The organism is Bacteroidales bacterium (assembly GCA_016709865.1).
In the GTDB taxonomy this organism is placed as follows: domain Bacteria; phylum Bacteroidota; class Bacteroidia; order Bacteroidales; family VadinHA17; genus LD21.
This window is the reverse complement of sequence record JADJLX010000005.1, coordinates 1736490-1757179: the sequence shown is the minus strand read 5'-3', so window position 1 is coordinate 1757179 and position 20690 is coordinate 1736490. Positions and strand designations below refer to the sequence as shown.

The window sequence follows — 20690 nt, the reverse complement described above, 5'->3', positions numbered from 1 at the left end:
TTTTTTGCCCCCTTCCCCTAAAGGGGTCTAAATCTGGATGATTTTAAGTCCCCTTTAGGGGATTTAGGGGCGTAAACAAAAAGGAAAATGAAAATAAACAATTAAAATAAACCTTTATGAAAAAAGCATATTTTTGTTTTATGTGTAATATTATTTATTGGAGCCATTTCCAGTGCCCAGGACAAAAACAGTGTAGCTGTAAATCAACTGGTTGTAGTGGCTAATCATCCCGGACCGGTTATCAGTAAAGATATTTACGGCCATTTTCAGAACACCTTGGAACTTGTATCTACGGTGGCATATGGGTTGGCACTGATTCAAAAATCCCGAATACTTATGGTATCCGTAATGATGTCCTCTTTGCTCTCCGTGAGATCAAAGTCCCAAACCTAAGGTGGCCCGGTGGATGCTTCGCTGATACTTACCACTGGAGAGACGGAATAGGTCCTCAGTCACAGAGGGCTTCTATTGTCAATATTCACTGGGGAGGTGTAACTGAGGATAATTCCTTCGGGACACATGAATTCATGAAACTTACAGAACTTCTTGGTTGTGATGCATATATTAATGGTAATGTTGGAACAGGTTCTCCAAAGGAAATGTCGGAGTGGGTCGAATATCTTACTTCCGATTCAGAGAGCCCGATGACAAAACTTCGTAAGGAAAATGGCCGTGAAGAACCATGGAAAGTAAAATATTTTGCAATAGGAAATGAAAACTGGGGCTGCGGCGGTAATATGACTGATGAGTTCTATGCGAACCAGATGAGACAGTTCTCAACCTATCTTGGTAATTATGCTGATAATAAGCTTTACAGAGTGGCATGCGGTCCGTCGGATTTTAATTATGCATGGACAGAAACTCTGATGAAAGACGGAGCGACCAGGGGCAGATTTCAGGGGTTTGTCTATCCATTATTATTCTATCGTTGACGGCTGGGGATATAAAGGTTCAGCAACAAAATTCGATGAGAGGGAGTGGTTCGAGACTATGAGGATGAACCTCCAGATGGATCAGATAATCAAGGGTCATGCAGCTATTATGGATCGTTACGATCCTCAGAAAACAAAAGGTCTGGTAGTTGATGAATGGGGAAACTGGTTCCAGGTTGAGCCGGGCACTAATCCCGGATTCCTTTACCAGCAGAATACAATGCGTGATGCACTCACTGCTGCCATTCACCTTAATATCTTTAATAAGTATGCCGACAGGGTGAAAGTTGCTAACCTTGCCCAGATAGTGAATGTCCTTCAATCAGTGATCCTTACAAAAGATGACAAGATGGTATTAACTCCTACTTATCATGTTTTCAGAATGTTCAGGGTCCATCAGGAAGCGCAGTTGCTTAACATTGATCTCAGATGCGAGGATTATGTAAATGGTACAAAAAAGATCCCTGCAATCTCTGCATCAGCTTCAGTTGATAAAGATGGAAAGGTACACATCTCGCTGGCAAACCTTAATCCCAATAAATCAGTAACTGTTACATGCCCTGTATTAGGCGAGACCTTCAGGAAAATTTCAGGTGAGGTTCTGACTGCTGCTGAAATGAATTCATTTAACAGCTTTGAAAATGGGGATGTTGTTAAACCGGTTAATTTCACAGGATATACAAACAAAGATGGTGTTCTGACTATCAATATGCCTGCAAAATCGGTTGTGGTACTGGAACTGACGAAGTAACCTCACCCTAAAGAGGGTGTCTCAATAGCTTCATGTTGCCCCCTTCCCCCTAAAGGGGGTCTAAATATGGATGATTTTAAGTCCCCTTTAGGGGATTTAGGGGCTTTTAAAAGAGGAACTTTTGAGACTGCCTCCTTGGAGAATGGATCTTGGAGAAGAGGCCTTATAAATAATTGATTATGAAAAAAATAGCCAGTTTTTCTTTAGTGATTGCCGGTACAATAGCTTTGATTACAGGCTGTGGCAAGACTACTTCATCAGATGCTGATTATCCAATTCAGCCTGTTCCATTTACCCAGGTGAAGCTTACAGATAATTTCTGGGCACCCCGGATAAAGAAAAATGCTAATGTTACGATTCCAATAGCTTTTGGCTATTGTGAATCGACCGGCAGAGTTAAGAATTTTGAAATTGCCGGAGGACTTGATACAGGAAGTTCCAGACTATTTATCCATTCGACGATTCAGACGTTTTCAAGATTATTGAGGGTGCCAGTTATTCACTTCAGACAATACCCGATCCGAAACTGGATGCCTACCTCGACACTCTTATCTGGAAGATTGGCCTTGCTCAGGAAGATGACGGCTATCTCTACACCAACCGTACAATAGCTGAGATGCACGGAGGAGTAGGATTGCATGAGTGGGCAAGTAAGAACAGATGGGGTCTCGACTCAATTCTTAGTCATGAACTTTATAACCTCGGACATTTATATGAAGCCGCAGTGGCTCATTACCAGGCAACAGGGAAAAGAACACTTCTCGATATCGCTGTCAAATCAGCGGATTTAGTCAATAAAGATTTTGGGTGGGACAGGGAAACTGTTTACCCCGGTCACCAGGTTATTGAGATGGGACTGGTTAAATTATACAGAACTACAGGTGAGAAGAAATATCTCGATCTCGCAAGATTCTTCCTCGATCTGCGGGGTCCCAAGGGTGAAGAGTATAATCAGGCACATAAGAAGGTGGTAGATCAGACTGAAGCAGTAGGTCATTCTGTAAGAGCTACTTATATGTATTCAGGTATGGCCGACATTGCTGCAATTGAGAAAGATGAAGCATACCTTAATGCTATTACAAAAATATGGGAGGATATCGTTTACGGAAAAATGTATCTCACCGGAGGGATAGGAGCAACCGGAGGTAACGAAGGATTTGCTGATCCTTACGTTCTGCCTAATATGTCAGCCTATTGTGAGACCTGTGCTTCAATAGGTAATATTTTCACTAATGAGAGATTGTTTTTGCTTCACGGTGAGACAAAATATATTGATATCCTTGAGAAAACTCTTTATAATTCGATGCTGTCAGGAGTCTCATTATCCGGAGACCGGTTTTTCTATCCTAATCCTCTGGAATCGAATGGTCAGCACCAGCGTCAGGCATGGTTCGGATGTGCCTGTTGCCCGTCTAATGTAGCAAGGTTTGTTCCTGCTATACCGGGTTATATCTACGCTGTTACAGACAATGAGCTTTATGTCAATCTGTTCATCTCTAACGATGCTGATATAAGCATCGGGAAGAATAAAGTCTCAGTGTCCCAGAAGGCTGATTTTCCATGGAATGGCAAAGTTGAGATCTCTGTAAATCCGGAAACAAACATAAAATTTGATCTTAAGATAAGAATCCCGGGTTGGGCCCTGAATGAGGCAATTCCAGGTAACCTGTACAGATTTACAGATCGGGATAGTACACCAGTAAATATTTCAGTAAATGGTGAAATCATAGAATCTGCCACTCTTGTTGACGGATACGCAGTTATCTCCAGAAAATGGAAGCAGGGAGATAAGGTTGAAGTTGAATTTCCAATGCCTGTACGAAAAATTGTTGCTGATGAAAGGATAAAGGAAGATGTTGGAAAAATTGCATTTCAGAGGGGACCTGTAATCTATTGTGCTGAATGGCCTGATAACACAGACGGGAAAGTTCTTAGCCTGCTGATAAATAAAGATGCCTCAGTTACAACTGAGTTTTTTCCATCTGTTCTTGATGGAACAATGATGATTAAAACTAAAGGAAACAAGACAAAAAGGACCCTTGATGGTAAAGTGGAGTTGCTGCAGGAGGAGCCTGTTAACTTAATCCCCTATGCTCTCTGGAATAACCGCGGTCCGGGTCAGATGATGGTATGGATCCCGACAGCAGCGGAGGTTGCACATCCCTTGCCTGCTCCGACAATCGCCAACAGAAGCAGTGTAAGGACAAGCGGCAGAAACACAAGAGACCTGGGTGCAGTAAATGACCAGATTAGTCCTGCCCATTCAAACGATCATTCTGTTTCTTATTTCCACTGGTGGCCTGAAAAGGGCAAGTGGGAGTGGATAGAGTATGACTTTGAAAAGCCAGAGACTATTTCGAAAACAAAGGTTTACTGGTTCGATGATGGTCCCAACGGCGGCTGTCGTATTCCTGATGAGTGGGAAATTCTGTACCTGAGCGGCAATATGTGGCAGCCGGTAAAAGCAAAAGCACCTTACAAGGTTACGAAAGACGGCTGGGATTCACTTGAATTTAAACCGGTTAAAGCAACAGCCGTAAAAATTAAAGTTAAACTCAATAAAGAATTCGCAGCCGGATTATATGAATGGATCATTGAATGAAAAAGCGCCATGCATATTATCTGTTATTTTTTATTGTTTCATTAGCTGGCTGTAAATCATCTGCTACTGATCGACACACACAAGATGCAGGGGATGTTCAAGGTGACTATTATTACGTTGATGGCAATCTCGGAGACGACAGTAATTCAGGTACAAAAAAATTCCCTTTAAAAACAATTCCCGAATTAAACCTCCGATTTCAAAAAAATACAGCTTCAGTGTACTTTGCTGCCGGACAGGTTTTTGAAGGCACTCTTAATCTGAGAAATATTGCCGGATCATCAGGTTCTGAAATTATAATTTCTTCCTATGGTGAGGGCAGAGCTGAAATCAGCGGCGGGAATAATGAGGCAATTATTGTTGAAGACTGCAATGGCCTGATTATAAGCAATCTGAATGTAAGGGGGAATGGCCGGAAGGGTGGAAATACTACAAATGGTATAGCATTAATCCGTACTACCAGCAGTACCATTGAAAACATTAGTGCTGAAGGGTTTCAGAAATCAGGTCTTGATCTCTTTGATTGCTCAGGTATAGAACTGAAAAAAGTATATGCCTTCAATAATGGTTTTTGCGGAATTAATATCATGGGTTCTGAACAGAAGTTATCTCATGGTATTCTTATAAGTTATTGCCGGGCTGAGAATAATCCGGGCGATCCGACAAAGCTCGATAACCACAGCGGAAACGGAATACTTGTCGGAGTGTCGGATAATGTTATTGTTGATCATTGTATTGCCACCAATAACGGATGGGATATGCCCCGCGAAGGTAACGGACCTGTCGGGATCTGGACCTGGCAAAGCAATAATGTTGTTATTCAGCACTGTGTCAGCTATCGTAATAAAACATCCAGAAATGGCAAAGACGGCGGAGGTTTCGATCTCGATGGAGGGGTTACAAATTCAATTATTCAATATTGCCTGTCATATGAAAATGAAGGTGCCGGATATGGATTGTTCCAATATTGGGGTGCCTCAGCCTGGTCAGATAATATTGTACGAAATTGTGTTAGCATAAATGACGGACTGAAGACAGCAGGCTCTGGTAGTATTTTCCTTTGGAATGGCTCCGGAGATGATAAGCAACTTGCTAATTGTGAAATATTTAACAATATTGTATATAGTGATTCAGTTCCCGTTGTAAGCTTTGAAAATGCTTCAGCTCATAAAAATTTTATTTTTCATGATAATATTTTTATTGGTTCCGGGCAGCTAATTAGCGGCAAGAACAGCGGTAGTTTCTTTAAAGAGAATATCTGGTGGGGTTTGCGTGAACCAAATAAATATCCTGATCTGGAAATCATGAAACTAACCAGATTTTTTCAAACTCAATTGAGGATTCAACAGTGCGGCTAAAAAAGGCATTAACTATTTTTAACAATTCAAAATCATTCATGATTTTATTAAGGTGTAACTTTATAATCGGATAAATCTAACCATACAACAATAACTAACTAACAATCAACATGAAAAATCTACGATTAAGTGTTATTTGTACACTTGTTCTGTTAATTTCAACAATCTCTGGTTATGCCCAGTATACCTCCCCAAAGGATTCACTAGGGACTGCTCCGGTTCCTCCTGAGATTCAGGATCCCGAACTCCTCGGAATAAACAAGGAGCCGGCACATGCAACACTTATGCCTTACGCAACGCTTGAAGAGGCACTTGCTGCAAACAGGCATGCTTCAACTTTTGCAAGAAGCCTGAATGGAACATGGAAGTTTAATTTTGTAAAGTGGCCGCAGATGCGTCCGGTCGATTTCTATAAACCTGAATACGATGTAACCTCATGGAAAGAAATTCCGGTGCCTTCCAACTGGCAGGTTCTGGGATACGGAACACCTTATTACCGTAATCTTGGATACATTATCAGAAAGGATTTTCCAAGAATTATGAGCATGCCACCGAAGACATTTACAGCTTATGAGGAACGAAACCCTGTGGGAAGTTACCGTCGCGATTTTGAACTTCCTGCTGAGTGGAATAGCCGTCAGGTGTTTCTTACATTCGATGGAGTTGATGCAGGTTTCTTTCTGTGGATAAATGGTACCAAAGTAGGATTTAGTGTTAACAGCAGGAATGCAGCCGAATTCGATGTTACCAAATATGTTAAGCCCGGCAAAAACATGGTTGCCGTTGAAGTATACCGGTTCACTTCCGGTACCTGGCTTGAAGATCAGGACATGTGGAGATTGAGCGGGATCTTCCGTAATGTTACATTATGGAGCGCTCCCCAGCAGCATATCCGCGATTTTTTCATAAAAACAGATCTTGACGATCAGTATAAAAATGCCACAGTAGAAATAATTGCAAAAATTAAGAACTATGGATCAAAAGCTTCAAAAGCAACAAAGGTGGCTGCAACACTCTACGATGGTAAAGTTACTGTTCCTGCTGCTATGGCTGAAGCTGCTGTTCCTGCCCTTCAGCCTGGTGCTGAGAGTGCCGTAAAACTTACTTTCCAGGTAACAAACCCTGAAAAATGGACAGCCGAAACACCTAAATTGTATACTACTGTTATAACACTTGCAAGCGGGAAGAAAATTGTTGAGACACTATCGGCAAGAACAGGATTCAGAGAGATAGAAATTAAAGGAAGAGTTTTTCTTGTTAACGGAACTCCTGTTAAACTTAAAGGAGTGAACCGTCACGAAAACTGGCCTGATGTCGGTCATGCTGTTACCGAAGCACAAATGATACGCGATCTGGAACTTATCAAGCAGGGAAACTGCAATCTGGTTCGTACATCACATTATTCAGATGATCCGCGCTGGTATGAACTGTGCGACGAATATGGTATGTTCCTTGTTGGTGAAGCCAATGTTGAATGTCATGGTTATATGGGAAGATTTGATGAAGAACCAACAATGAAAAGTGCAATTATTGACAGGAATGTTGCCAATACAGAGAATTTCAAGAATCATGCTTCAATTATCATCTGGTCGCTTGGAAATGAGAACGGAAGAGGCGGATCAAATTTCAGGGCTGCCATGGCAACAATAAAAGCAATAGACAATACCCGTCCTGTTCATTATGAAGGCTTTGGAATAGGTAAAAACAATCCTGCCGATATCGACAGCCGTATGTATACAGGTGTGGCTGAAGTAGAAAAAATTGCTCAGGATACAAGTTATAAGAAGCCATTCTTCCTCTGCGAATATGCTCATGCAATGTTCAACTCAATGGGAGCTATTGGTGAGTACAATGATGTATTTGACAAGTATGAAACAATACTAGGCGGTGCTATCTGGGAATGGCAGGATCAGGGTATTTACAACAAACGCGATCCGAACCATTCAATTATAGCCTATGGTGGCGGTTTTGGTGAATTCCCTAACGACAAGTATTTCATTCATAAAGGAGTAGTGGCATCAGACCGTTCGCTCAAACCACACTATCCTGAAATGAAAAAGGCCTATCAGTGGATTAAAGTCACAGGAGAGGATCTCTCAAAAGGACAATTCCTGGTTCAGAATAAATATCAGTTTGTCCACCTTGGCGGTTTTACAGCAACATGGACACTCTCTGAAAACGGAACGGAAATTTCCCGGGGCGATATTAAAATTCCTGATATAGCCCCTGGCAAAGAGGCAATTGTAACAATTCCTTATAAGATTGAAAAAGTAAATACCGGATCAGAATATTTCCTGCGTCTCTCCTTTGCTCTTGCTGCTGATCAGCTATGGGCAAAGAAGGGATTTGAGATGGTATCAGAACAGTTCAAACTTCCTGTTGAATCACTTGCTGCAGCTCCGGCAGCAGCAATGAATCCGCTTACCCTGGTTCCGGGTCAAACTGACATTACTATTAAAGGTTCGGGATTTACAGTTGTTTTTGATAAGGTTAGCGGAACCTTCACAACTCTGGAAAAGAACGGAACCAACATGCTGTTAAAAGATGGCGGGCCAAGACTTCATCTGTGGCGTGCCCCGCACAGAAATGATGATATGTGGGCCGACAGGAGTTGGGTGACAACAGGCCTCAGAGAACTCAAATGGACCACCCAGAATGTGAGTGTTGAACAAAAATCTCCTTCAACAGTGGCCATAACTGTCAGGCTGCTGGCTGCCGGCAAAAATAATTTCACTGTAAATCATGATGTTGTGTATACTATCTCAGGTGACGGCTCAATTCTTTCTGAGAATACAGTCAATTCAAGCGATCCGAAACAGGTTGTTGCTCGTATGGGTGTAAGGCTGTTACTCGATAAAAAGTTTGATCAGGCAGCTTATTTTGGCCGCGGACCAATGGAGAATTATGCTGACAGAAAGCGGGGATTTGATGTGGGTATTTATAAAAGCACTGTAGCAGAACAGCTTACACCTTATGAGAAACCAATGGAATGCGGAAATCATGAAGATGTACGTTGGGCAAAGGTTACTACCGCCGCAGGAAGCGGATTGATGGCACAGTCGGTGAATACCCTTCTGCAGGTCTCAATGTTACCTTATAGTGACGAAGAGATGGATAAGGTTGAATACCGGATCGATCTTCCACAGAGCAGTGCCACAGTGTTTACAATAAGTCACATGACACTTGGTGTTGGTACAGCAGGCTGTGGTCCGAGACCACTTCCGCAGTATGTTGTATATGCTGCTCCGACTACTTTTAGCTATATATTAAAACTGTTGTAAAACCTCTCCCCTCCCGATAGTTATCGGGACCCTCCCCCGGGAGGGAGGGGCTTGTAATTCCATATAATAGACAATGAGAAAAGATTTAATTGCAATAATAATTTGTGTTTTTTTGCCATCATTTTTGATGGCACAAAATACAGCATCTAAAATAAGACTTAATCAGCTTGGATTTTATCCTGAATCACAGAAAATTGCTGTAATACCAGATGGTACTGAAAGTGATTTTTCTGTAGTCTCAATTCCTTCAGGCGAGGTTGTCTTTCAGTCTAAATTAGGCGGACCAAATAAGTCTTCATTCTCTCCTACAGTAACCCGGATAGCAGACTTTTCAAAGGTTACAAACCCGGGAAGCTATAGGATTTCGGTCCCCGGAATCGGAGATTCCTATCAGTTTGAAATTAAGTCTAATGTATTTTGCGGACTAACGAAAGCTCTGATAAAAGGATTTTATTTTCAGAGAATGTCTACCCCATTGCTTCCTGAATATGCAGGAAAATGGAGCCGGGCTGCAGGCCATCCTGACAGGGAGGTTATTGTCCATCCTGCAGCAGCATCGCCTGGCAGACCAGCGGGTACAATTATCTCATCTCCAAAAGGCTGGTACGATGCAGGCGACTACAATAAATATGTTGTGAACAGCGGAATTACAACGGGCACTTTATTATCACTTTATGAAGATTTCCCGGCATATTTTGACACTCTGAACTTAAATATTCCTGAAAGCACCGATCAGGCACCTGATCTTCTTAACGAGATCGCATGGAACCTGCGCTGGATGCTGACGATGCAGGATCCCTCCGACGGAGGTGTTTATCATAAAGTCACTAACGCTGATTTTGATGGAATGGTAATGCCATCGGTTTGTGTTACACCCAGATATGTAGTTCCGAAAGGGACTGCTGCCACACTCGACTTTGCTGCAGTTATGGCTCAGTCTTCGAGAATCTTCGGGAAGTTTAAGAAAGCTTTTCCTGGTCTGGCCGATTCGTGTATCAGATCAGCTGAAAAAGCCTGGTTATGGGCTAAGAACAATCCAAAACTGGCTTATGATCAGAACAGGATGAACAAAGAGTTTACCCCCGTTATCAATACCGGAGGTTATGGTGATTACAATTATACCGACGAATTCATCTGGGCTGCTGCTGAGCTTTATATTACAACAAAGAAAACAAGTTATTACCAAGAGGTGAATATGATTCCTGATACTCTTATGCCATTGCCTTCATGGGGGAATGTAAGACTACTTGGTTATTATACTCTGGCAAGGTTTGAAAAGAGACTGACAGACGGTGCAAAGAAGGATTTCCCGCTAATCAAAGCCAGGTTAATAAAGGCTGCTGACCAGTTGTCTGAGGGTGTTGTCGACCGTTCATACAGAACTGTAATGGGGAAAACAGCGCGTGATTTTGTCTGGGGCAGTAATTCAGTTGCTGCAAATCAGGGTATACTGCTCATCTATACGTACAAACTTACAGGAAACAGAAAGTATCTTGAATTCGCCCTCGGTAATCTTGATTATATTCTGGGAAGAAACGCGACAGGTTATTCCTATGTAACAGGTATTGGAGACAGAACTCCTATGTTCCCTCATCACCGTCAGTCAGAAGCCGATGGCATAGCTGATCCGGTACCGGGATTGCTGGCTGGAGGAGCAAATCCAGGTAAACAGGATAAGTGTACAACATACACTTCTTCCATTCCTGATGAGGCGTATACAGATGATGTCTGTTCATATGCTTCAAATGAGATTGCAATTAACTGGAATGCTCCGGCAGCATATCTTGCAGGTGCTGTAGAGGCACTTTTCTCAAAAAAATAATTAATTTAGCAAAAACATAACTTAACCACATGAAGAAGATTCTTATAGTATCACTGGCATTAATTGCGCTTATCGCAATGTCCTGCAATCAGTCGGGAAAAAGTAAGTCAACACTTAAAAAAGACCTTTTCGGGACACACGAAGGGAAAGAAGTTTATCTTCTGACTCTGACAAATAAATTCGGTAACGTAATAAGACTCACTAATTTCGGAGCAAAAATTACCTGGATCGAAGTCCCCGACAGAACCGGTAAAAAGGATAACATCACTTTTGGATACGATACATTTGAGGAAACAATAAATGGCGATATGTCGTTTGGTTCAACTGTTGGAAGGTATGCCAACCGTATAGCCAATGGTAAGTTCTCTATTGACGGAGTTGAATATACTCTACCTAAGAATAATGGGCCAAATACACTGCATGGTGGTCCGAAAGGCTGGCACAGCGTTGTCTGGGATACAGAAGTTATGAAAGATGACAGAGGACCTTCAGTTAAGTTTTCTTATGTTAGTCCCGATATGGAGATGGGTTTCCCTGGAACAGTAACCGCATCAGTGGTTTATACCTGGACTGACAATAATGAAATTGTAATGGATTATACCTGGACAACTGATAAGAAGACAGTTGTAAACCTTACAAATCATGCATATTTCAATCTTCATGGTATAAATAACTATGATATTGTGTCACATGTACTGGTTCTCAGAGCCTCAGCATTCACTCCTGTTGACTCTTTTATGATACCGACCGGAGAAATCAGACCTGTTGCCGGGACTCCTTTTGATTTTACCACAGCTCACACAATTGGCGAAAGACTTGATGCTGAATATGATCAGCTGTATCTGGGAAAAGGGTATGATCATAACTATGTCCTTGATAATAAGGAGGAAGTTGATGTAATCCTCTATGAGCCATTGTCAGGTCGCACTTTAGAGGTGATTACTGATCAGCCCGGAATGCAGCTCTATACAGGGAACTTCCTTGATGGTACCAAAATAGGTCATGGTGGGCGGGCTTATAATTTCAGGTCAGCTTTGTGTCTTGAGTCAGGTCATTTCCCTGACAGTCCGAATCATCCTGAATTCCCAACCACAATAATTAATCCGGGAGAAACAAAAAAATCAACAACAATCTACAGATTTTCAGCTCAATAACCTTTGATAATTAATTTTGATTATGGCAACCCGAAGAGTATTTCTGCGTAACACAGCTATCACCGCTGCCGGTATTGGATTAGCTCCGGCATTCTCCAGCGCCCTGGCAGGCTGCGCACCATCAGACAGGATTAATGTTGGTCTGATAGGCTGCAACGGTATGGGATTTTCTGATCTTAGTGAATTTCTTAAACACCCGCAGGTTGAGTGTCTTGCACTCTGCGACATTGATGATGCTGTACTTAACCGCAGAGCGGCTGATGTAGAGAAAATAAGAGGTAAGAAACCTGCCAATCTTTATAAAGACTGGCGTAAACTCATCGATAATAAAGATATTAATCTGGTAATCGTTGGTACACCTGACCATTGGCATTGTTTGCAGATGGTTGCTGCATGCGAGGCAGGGAAGGATGTTTATTGCGAAAAGCCAATCGGGAGAACAATTGAAGAGTGTAATCTGATGGTTAAAGCCGCACAGAAATACAAGAGTGTTGTTCAGGTTGGTCAGTGGCAGAGAAGCGATCCTCACTGGCTCAATGCTGTTGACTTTATCCGCTCAGGTAAGTTGGGAAAAATAAGACTTGTCAGAGTCTATTCATATCAGGGATGGAACACTTCTATCCCAGTGCAGCCCGATACGGATACTCCTGCAGGTATTGATTATGATATGTGGCTCGGACCATCACCAAGCCGTCCTTTTAACAAAAACAGATATCATTTCACCTTCCGCTGGTTCTGGGATTATGCAGGTGGTTTGATGACAGACTGGGGTGTTCACCTGCTCGATTTTGCATTATTCGGAATGGACGTCACTGCTCCCAAATCGATAATGGCAATGGGAGGCAAATACGGTTATCCCGACGATGCCTGTGAAACACCTGATAGTCTTCAGACAATATACGAATTCGACGGATTCAATGTGATGTGGGATCATGCGATAGGTATCAACGACGGAGGTTACAAACGCAATGCGGTTTTAGGCTTTGTTGGTGAGAACGGTACCCTGGTTGTCGATCGCGGCGGATGGGAAGTAATTCCTGAAGTCGTGAACGGTGTCACCAGAATGGAAGCTGTTCCTTGGGTAAAAGGTACAGGTGAAGGTTTGAAGAACCATGTTGTAAATCATCTTGATTGCATGAGTAAACGCAATTTCAAGACCAACGCCAATCCTGATATCGCAGCACATATTGCAAAGTTCTCTGCACTGGGAAATATTGCGTACCGTACAGGCAAGAAACTTGTGTGGGATGGCACACAGTTCACTAATGATGCTGATGCGAACAGGTTCCTTGTGCCCAATTACAGGGAGCCGTGGAAATTGCCCAAAGTATAAGTTTCAAAAAACAGAATTATTTCGCCGGGAAATAAGAGTATTAAACCTCTTATTATCCGGCGATTTGCTTTTTAAGAATTATTATGTTTTTATCTCATGAACAGATAATCTTAAAATTCTTAACTTGTACTCAGCCAATAATTCTGTATTGGGCTTGTTAAAACTGGGCAACTAAGTGAAATATAGTCAGATAGAGAATGAAGCACGATTAGTGAAGAACTTGTCAGAAGGTAATCTTCTGGCATTCAATTCTTTTTTTAAAGCTTATGGTAACAGGTTATACCGATTTGCTCTGGGATATCTGAAATCAGAGGAGGAAGCTGAAGAATTGGTTCAGGAGGTGTTTACAGTGGTATGGGAAAAAAGAGAAAACCTGAAGGAGGAACTTTCATTTAAATCATATCTTTTTACAATTGCTTTTAATATTATTCGAAAGCACTTCAGAACAAAAGCTCAGCTTTCTGAGTATTTGAAAGCCGGAACTATTGATGAGTTGGATACTAATACGACCGAAAAAATCACATTTGATTCGTTATTCCAATATGTAAATGAACTTGTAAGTAAGTTACCGGAAAGAAGGAGGCTGATATTCATCAAAAGCAGATTCGAAGGATTAAGTGTAAAAGAAATAGCTGAGGAACTGAATATCAGTCATAAGACAGTTGAAAATCAACTGACTGATGCCCTGAAGTTTATAAGAACAAATCTGAATAAGAAAGAGATCTCTGCAATATTGTTTTTTGTCTTATTCATCTCAAAATAATTTTTTTCTTATCCTGATAGGTGTAAAACGACAGTTGTGGATATAACTGTATGTTAGTAGAACATTTTATGATGGTTTTGAATAAAAACTATTGTTTAATAACAAGTTAGTTAAATGGATGATTGGCAGTTCTTATGTAAATAGGAACTGCTTAATCTATTTTCTTCACAAAAGAAGGATAAATTGAAATAATTATAAGTATCAACACTCTTCCGGATAGCGAAAAGTATTTTATGGCAGCGACAGGATTAAATATTAAAAGAATAAAGGACTATTTTAACAGTAAGTTTTCAGAAACTGAAGAGAGCTATATTTCAGAAATATTTGGGAATAGCGATAATGATAAGGAATTAAAGCATTTCCTGTCAATTCAGTTTGACGAGATTATTTCAGATGATGATGCTGAAGAGAAAAATCTTGATCATATACTGTATAAAATTCATTACGATATAAATACGAAATCTGAAGGGAATAGAATCAGGAGAAAACCAAACCTTATAAATTGGGTTGCCAGGATTGCAGCTATACTAATTCTCCCTGTAGCAATCTTCTGGGGAGTGAAAGGTTATCTGAATATGAATCAGGGTAAAGAAACCTGGATAGAAATAAAGGCACCTGCCTGGACACGAGCTCAGTTTAGTCTTCCTGATGGCTCTACAGGCTGGCTAAATAGTAATTCCAGTGTGAGATATAATGGGAATTTCATCTACGACAGACAAGTTGCCCTTATTGGTGAAGCATTTTTCAGCGTTGTTCATGATAAAGAAAGACCATTCAGAGTTAATACCAAAGAGTTAACAGTGAAGGTGTTGGGAACAAGTTTCAATATCGCCTCCTATGAAAATGAAAATAATGTTGAGATAGTTTTGGAGAAGGGTGCAATAGAACTATCCGATAAGGAGATGATTAATTTCCGCAAAATGAATCCTAATGAACTTGTGGTTTTTAACAAGGAAAAAAAGGTAATGTCAGTTACAGGGGTAGAGCCTACCAAGTATCTGGCCTGGACAGAGGGGAAACTGGTTTTCAGGAATGATCCTGTCGATGTTATTGCCAGAAGAATAGCCCGCTGGTATAATGTTGACGTTGTCGTTGAGAGCGCATTAAATGAAGAATTGAGATTAAGAGCAACTTTTGTTGATGAAGGACTGGAAGAAGTTATGGATATGCTAAAGCGCAGTTTGTTAATTGATTATAAAATTGAAAACAGCAACCTGCAACCTGATGACATTTATGCAAAAAAGAGAGTTATTATTTCACTCGGAAATAAAAGAAAATAGTTTAAATATTCTAAATACAGCGCCTATGAAATAAGTCTATTTAAAGCAAAACAGGAAAGCGTTGGACCCGCTTCCCTGTTAGTAATGCTAAGTTACTCTTTATAAATAACCTAACTAAAAACCTTTCAAAGTTATGAAGAAAAAATTTGATTTATGGGTACATTATCACCCATCCCTAAAAAAATTAATTATGGAACTTAAAATTGCGATACTAATTGTTGTTCTCAGTGTGACCACTGTTTTTGCAGCAGATTCCTATTCGCAGGTGGCAAAAGTTACTCTTGATATGGATAACTCTCCCCTTGAAAAGGTAATGGATGAGATTGAAAAACAGAGTGAATTCTATTTTATTTTTAATCAAAAGCAAATAGATGTAAGTCGTCTTGTAACTGTTCAGGCTGATGAGAAATTAATTGATGGAATCCTTTCAGATCTGTTTAAAGGAACAGATGTGAATTATTTAATACTCGACAGGAAAATATTACTAACTACCGGTGAGAAGGATGCTGGTTTAAAACTGCTTGCAACTGAATCCTATAATCTGCAACAGCAGAACAGAATTACTGGTACTGTGCTGGAAGCAACATCGGGACAGCCAATGGTTGGTGTAAACGTCATTGTTAAGGGCACCACTCAGGGTGCAATAACTGATGAAAACGGTAAATATGTTCTTACTTCAGCAGATATGAACGCGACTCTGTCATTTTCGTTTATTGGTTTTTTGACTCTCGAACTTCCAATTGAGGGAAAACTGATAGTTGATGCCAGAATGCATTCAGAACTTACCGGTTTGGATGAAGTTGTCGTTGTCGGATACGGAACGCAGAAGGCAGCAACAGTTACAGGATCAATAAGTGCGGTCAAAGCAGAATCTCTGAGAGCATCATCTACAACAAACCTATCTAATTCATTTGCAGGCAGGTTACCTGGTCTGGTTGTTGTAACACGTTCTGGGGAGCCTGGTAATGATAACTCAACATTAAGAATCAGAGGATCAAATACCCTTGGAGATAATTCACCTCTCATTGTGATTGATGGTATCGCCAACAGAAGTATGCAGAGAATTAATCCGGGTGACATTGAAAGCATTACTGTTCTAAAGGATGCTTCAGCTGCCATATATGGAGCACAGGCAGCGAACGGAGTAATCCTTATCACTACTAAACGTGGTGAGTTGGGTAAGTCAAAGGTGAGCCTGACCTTTAACCAGGGATGGAGCATGCCGACGGTTTTACCAGAGATGGCTGATGCTACAACCTACGCTACCATGCTTAATGAGATTGATGTATATGCAGGAAGAAGTCCAAGATACACAGCAGAACAGGTACAGAAATATGCAGACGGATCAGATCCATGGGCTTACCCTAATACTGATTGGATAGGATCAACTTTTAAACCTTCTGCTATGCAGCAGACAGCTAATTTCTCTGTTACAGGCGGTTTTGAGAGCCTCAAATATTTTGTTTCACTTGGAGGCAACTACCAGGATGCAATTTATGAGAAGAGTGCAACTAATTATTCGCAATTTAATTTCAGAAGTAATATTGATGGGAAGATCTCAAAAAATATAAATTTGAGTCTCGACATTGCCGGCCGACAGGAAAACAGGAATTATCCCACAAGATCGGCAAGTTCAATTTTTTCCACACTGATGAGATCGTATCCAACACAGCAGGCATATTGGCCGACTGGTGAGAATGGACCTGATCTTGAGAATGGAAGTAATCCAGTTGTTATCACAACAAATCAAACAGGATATGATAAGGATATTAGATATATATTTGAAAGTAATTTAAAACTCAACATAACGATCCCATGGGTAAAAGGACTTTCTGTAACTGCTAACGGATCCGTCGACAAGAATATTCAGAACAGAAAAGTTTGGGAAACTCCATGGTATTTATATAGTTGGAATGGAACATCTTACGATGCAAATGGAATCCCTGTTCTTACTAAGGGTAAAAAAGGACTTCCTGACCCCCAGTTAAGTCAGTCATTATCTGATGGATCCCGTTCGACTTTTAATGGTTTGGTAAACTATAAAAGGGTATTTAAGGAGAAACACGATTTTAGTATTCTTTTCGGATCAGAAATGATTTCAGGTGAGTCTTCCACATTTTCAGCATTTAGAAAGTACTTTGTTTCAACTGCAGTAGATCAGATGTTTGCAGGTGGTGATCTTGAAAAGAATAATTCCGGATCAGCTGACGTAAGTGCAAGATTAAACTATTTTGGACGTGCTAATTATGCCTATAATTCAAGATATCTTGCTGAATTCGTTTGGCGGGTGGATGGTTCATATATTTTCCCGGAAGCTAAACGATTTGGGTTTTTTCCGGGTGTATCTTTAGGATGGAGAGTTTCTGAAGAAAATTTCTGGAAAGACAATATCTCAATAGTTAACTATTTTAAATTGCGCGGATCATGGGGACAGACTGGTAACGACCGTATAGCTGCCTATCAGTATCTCGCAAGCTATGGCTATAACAGTGCAACATCAGGGATCTATGTGTTTAACAATACCGGAGAGAATAAAATCCTTAGCGAACTCCGTATTCCTAACCCTGAAGTAACATGGGAGGTTGCAAACCAGTCGAATATAGGATTTGATGCACAGATGTTAAATGGGAGCCTGACTTTCTCAGGTGACTATTTTTACAACCTTCGAACAAATATTTTGTGGCCAAGGAATGCTTCTGTTCCGGCGTCAACAGGATTGACATTGCCAAGAGAGAATATTGGGAAAGTAGCCAATCAGGGTATTGAGTTCACTTTTGGATATACAAATAGATTCGGTGAATTTAAGTATGATGTGTCTTTAAATGGAGGCTATCAGGAAAACAAAATAGTATTCTGGGATGAAACACCTGGTGTTCCTGATTATCAGAAATCTACAGGTCATCCAATGAATTCTGAACTCTATTATGAGGCTATTGGAATTTTCAGGGATCAGGCAGCAGTTGATGCATATCCTCATTGGGCTGGTGCCAGACCAGGTGATGTAATCTTTAAAGATCTGAATGAGGATGGTAAAATAGATGGCCTCGACAGAAAGATGAACTACAAAACGAACCTTCCTACTTTTACTGGTGGGTTAAATTTGAATCTGGAATACAGAAACTTCTATTCAGCCATTTTTATTCAGTGGGCCACCGGTGCTGTAACAAATAATTATTATGAGATGCAGGGAGAGGCTGGAAACTTCAGGGCTGCAGATGCAAATGGAAGATGGACAGTAGACAATATTGATGCAACTAAACCGAGAACATGGAACCGTTATAGTGAGTATTGGAGAGATAATGAAAATAATACTTATTGGTTGGTGAATACCGATTATGTCAGATTGAAAAATTTTGAAGTTGGGTACAATGTTCCTTCAATCAATAAGCTTGGAATCAGCGGCCTAAGAATTTACCTTAATGGACTTAATCTGATAACACTTGATAAGATTGATGATTTCGATCCGGAGTCGACATCAGCGACATCCTATCCTCTCAATAAAGTATTTAACATTGGAGTAAACATGACCTTTTAAAAACAGAGATTATGAGAAGAAATATTTTTATATTTAATATAGCGCTCTTTGTTGCTGTCATAATGACATCATGCAACAAAGACTTTCTTGAAACAAAACCGCTTACTGAGTTTTCAGATGTAGATGTCTGGAAAGATCCGGCTCTGGTACAAACCTTCATTAACCAGATATACTGGCGGCTTGATGAACCATTTACTAATGGCAGGTTGAAATCTAATATTGTTGATGAATCTCATTATCGTGGAAATGGTGATTCGAAAAACTTTAACAATGGACTTCTGACTGTCGATAAAATTCCCGGATGGAGCACCCCAAGCAGATACAGAAGCTGGAATGATCTTTATAAGACAATAAGATTTTGTAATCTGCTTTTAGCAAATGTTGATAAAGTACCATTCGACGAAACTATTATTGATGGTAAGACTATGAAAGACAGGATAGTTGGTGAGGCGCATTTTTTAAGAGCTTATCTCTATCATCTTCTTACAGCTGTTTATGGTGGAGTCCCGATTATAACAAAACCATACGGCTTAACTGAAGAATTTCAAATAGCCAGGAACTCGTATAAAGAATGTGTTGATTTTATGGTTTCAGAATGTGATCTTGCTACAGGTTTATTACCAGTGAATAATACCGGGGCAAATAAGGGGCGTGCTACAATGGGGGCAGCTATGGCTTTAAAAGCCAGAGTTCTTATTTATGCAGCCAGTGACCTATATAATACAACTGTTTTTCCGGGTTATTCAAATCCTGAACTTATTGGATACACAGACGGCAATAGAACAGCACGCTGGCAGGCAGCCAAAGATGCAGCTAAGGCTGTTATAGATCTGGGAAGTTATAAGCTTTACATGGCTTCGCCAGCTCCAGGGGATTCTGTAGCTAAGAACTACAACGACATGTTCCTTAAAAAAGACACTGAGGAGGATATCTTTGTTAAATATTTCACAGTAAATTCAGGACAGATATTTGGTCTTGTAAGTCAGCCGAATGGTTACCATGCATGGGGAACAAATGCCCCTATAGGTGACATGGTTGATGATTATGAAATGAAAGATGGAACAAAGTTCAGCTGGTCGAACCCCGTTCATGCAGCAAGCCCATACAAAAATCGTGAGCCTCGTTTTTATGCTGATATTTTTTATGAAGGTGCAAAATGGAAAAAACGTCCTGCTGATGTTGAAGGTAGAGATCCTGTAGGTGTAATGCAGGTCGGATCATGGGAAAGATGGGATGCTGCTTCAAATTCAATGAAGGTTTATTGGGGACTTGATACAAGGTCAAGTGGAGTTGAAGACTGGAATGGAGGATATCCTGGCTATTATCTGCGGAAATATCAGGATCCTACAGTTGATGTTCAGTATTTCAACATGACCACGACATGGCGTTGGATCAGATATGCAGAAGTGTTACTTAATTATGCCGAAGCTTGTATTGGATTAGGACAGGATGCTGAAGCCAGGACCTATATAAATATGATCAGAAAAAGGGCAGGGATGCCTGATATTACTGAATCTGGTACAGCTCTTCGCGACAGGTATCGTCATGAAAGGCGAATCGAAATGTCATTTGAGGAGCAGCGCTTCTTTGATGTCCGCCGATGGGTAATAGGACCATTAGCTTATCATCCGATAAAGAAAGTTACAGTAGTTTATAAAATGAATCCTGATAAAACAACTGCAACAGTCCCAAAAATAACTTCTTCAAATTTTGAAACATGGGCATGGCAGGATAAAGCATACTTCTTCCCAATATTGCGTGCTGAAATGAGCAAGAACAGTCTGCTTATTCAGAACCCCGGATATTAGGACATTCTTTTTTTTGTTTTGGATAAGTTGCCCGCAAGGGCAACTTATCTTACTTTTAACACTAAACTTTA

The 20690-nt window shown here is 40.6% G+C and carries 9 protein-coding genes and 2 pseudogenes; all 11 read left to right on the top strand.

Annotation, left to right across the window (positions count from 1 at the left end):
- The first annotated feature begins 165 nt into the window (after positions 1-165).
- Positions 166-1683 (top strand): annotated as a pseudogene (locus tag IPJ16_15665) (alpha-N-arabinofuranosidase).
- Between the two features lie 179 nt (positions 1684-1862).
- Positions 1863-4285, top strand: a pseudogene (locus tag IPJ16_15660) (glycoside hydrolase family 127 protein).
- The gene (locus IPJ16_15655) at positions 4282-5643 is read left to right on the top strand and encodes a right-handed parallel beta-helix repeat-containing protein (protein MBK7628610.1); all 1362 of its coding nucleotides are present in this window, start codon (positions 4282-4284) and stop codon (positions 5641-5643) included. The pseudogene IPJ16_15660 and the gene IPJ16_15655 overlap by 4 nt, the downstream one beginning before the upstream one ends.
- Positions 5644-5753: 110 nt before the next feature.
- Positions 5754-8924, top strand: coding sequence for a DUF4981 domain-containing protein (locus tag IPJ16_15650; GenBank protein MBK7628609.1), 3171 nt, complete (start codon positions 5754-5756; stop codon positions 8922-8924).
- Positions 8925-8997: 73 nt separating this feature from the next.
- A complete protein-coding gene (locus IPJ16_15645; protein MBK7628608.1) occupies positions 8998-10746 on the top strand; it encodes a glycoside hydrolase family 9 protein in 1749 nt (582 codons plus the stop codon).
- Positions 10747-10775: 29 nt separating this feature from the next.
- Positions 10776-11900 (top strand): galactose mutarotase, encoded by a 1125-nt coding sequence (locus tag IPJ16_15640; GenBank protein MBK7628607.1) that lies wholly within the window; start codon positions 10776-10778, stop codon positions 11898-11900.
- Between the two features lie 22 nt (positions 11901-11922).
- Positions 11923-13233 (top strand): Gfo/Idh/MocA family oxidoreductase, encoded by a 1311-nt coding sequence (locus tag IPJ16_15635; GenBank protein ID MBK7628606.1) that lies wholly within the window; start codon positions 11923-11925, stop codon positions 13231-13233.
- A 175-nt stretch (positions 13234-13408) separates the two neighbouring features.
- Positions 13409-13996, top strand: coding sequence for an RNA polymerase sigma-70 factor (locus IPJ16_15630; GenBank protein ID MBK7628605.1), 588 nt, complete (start codon positions 13409-13411; stop codon positions 13994-13996).
- Between the two features lie 233 nt (positions 13997-14229).
- Positions 14230-15276: a DUF4974 domain-containing protein gene (locus IPJ16_15625; GenBank protein MBK7628604.1), complete on the top strand. Its 1047-nt coding sequence runs from the start codon at positions 14230-14232 to the stop codon at positions 15274-15276.
- Positions 15277-15589: 313 nt separating this feature from the next.
- Positions 15590-18811 carry a TonB-dependent receptor gene (locus IPJ16_15620; GenBank protein MBK7628603.1) on the top strand — a complete coding sequence of 1074 codons (3222 nt, stop codon included), beginning with the start codon at positions 15590-15592 and terminating at the stop codon, positions 18809-18811.
- 11 nt (positions 18812-18822) lie between these two features.
- Positions 18823-20619 (top strand): RagB/SusD family nutrient uptake outer membrane protein, encoded by a 1797-nt coding sequence (locus tag IPJ16_15615; protein MBK7628602.1) that lies wholly within the window; start codon positions 18823-18825, stop codon positions 20617-20619.
- The last annotated feature ends 71 nt before the right edge of the window (positions 20620-20690 follow it).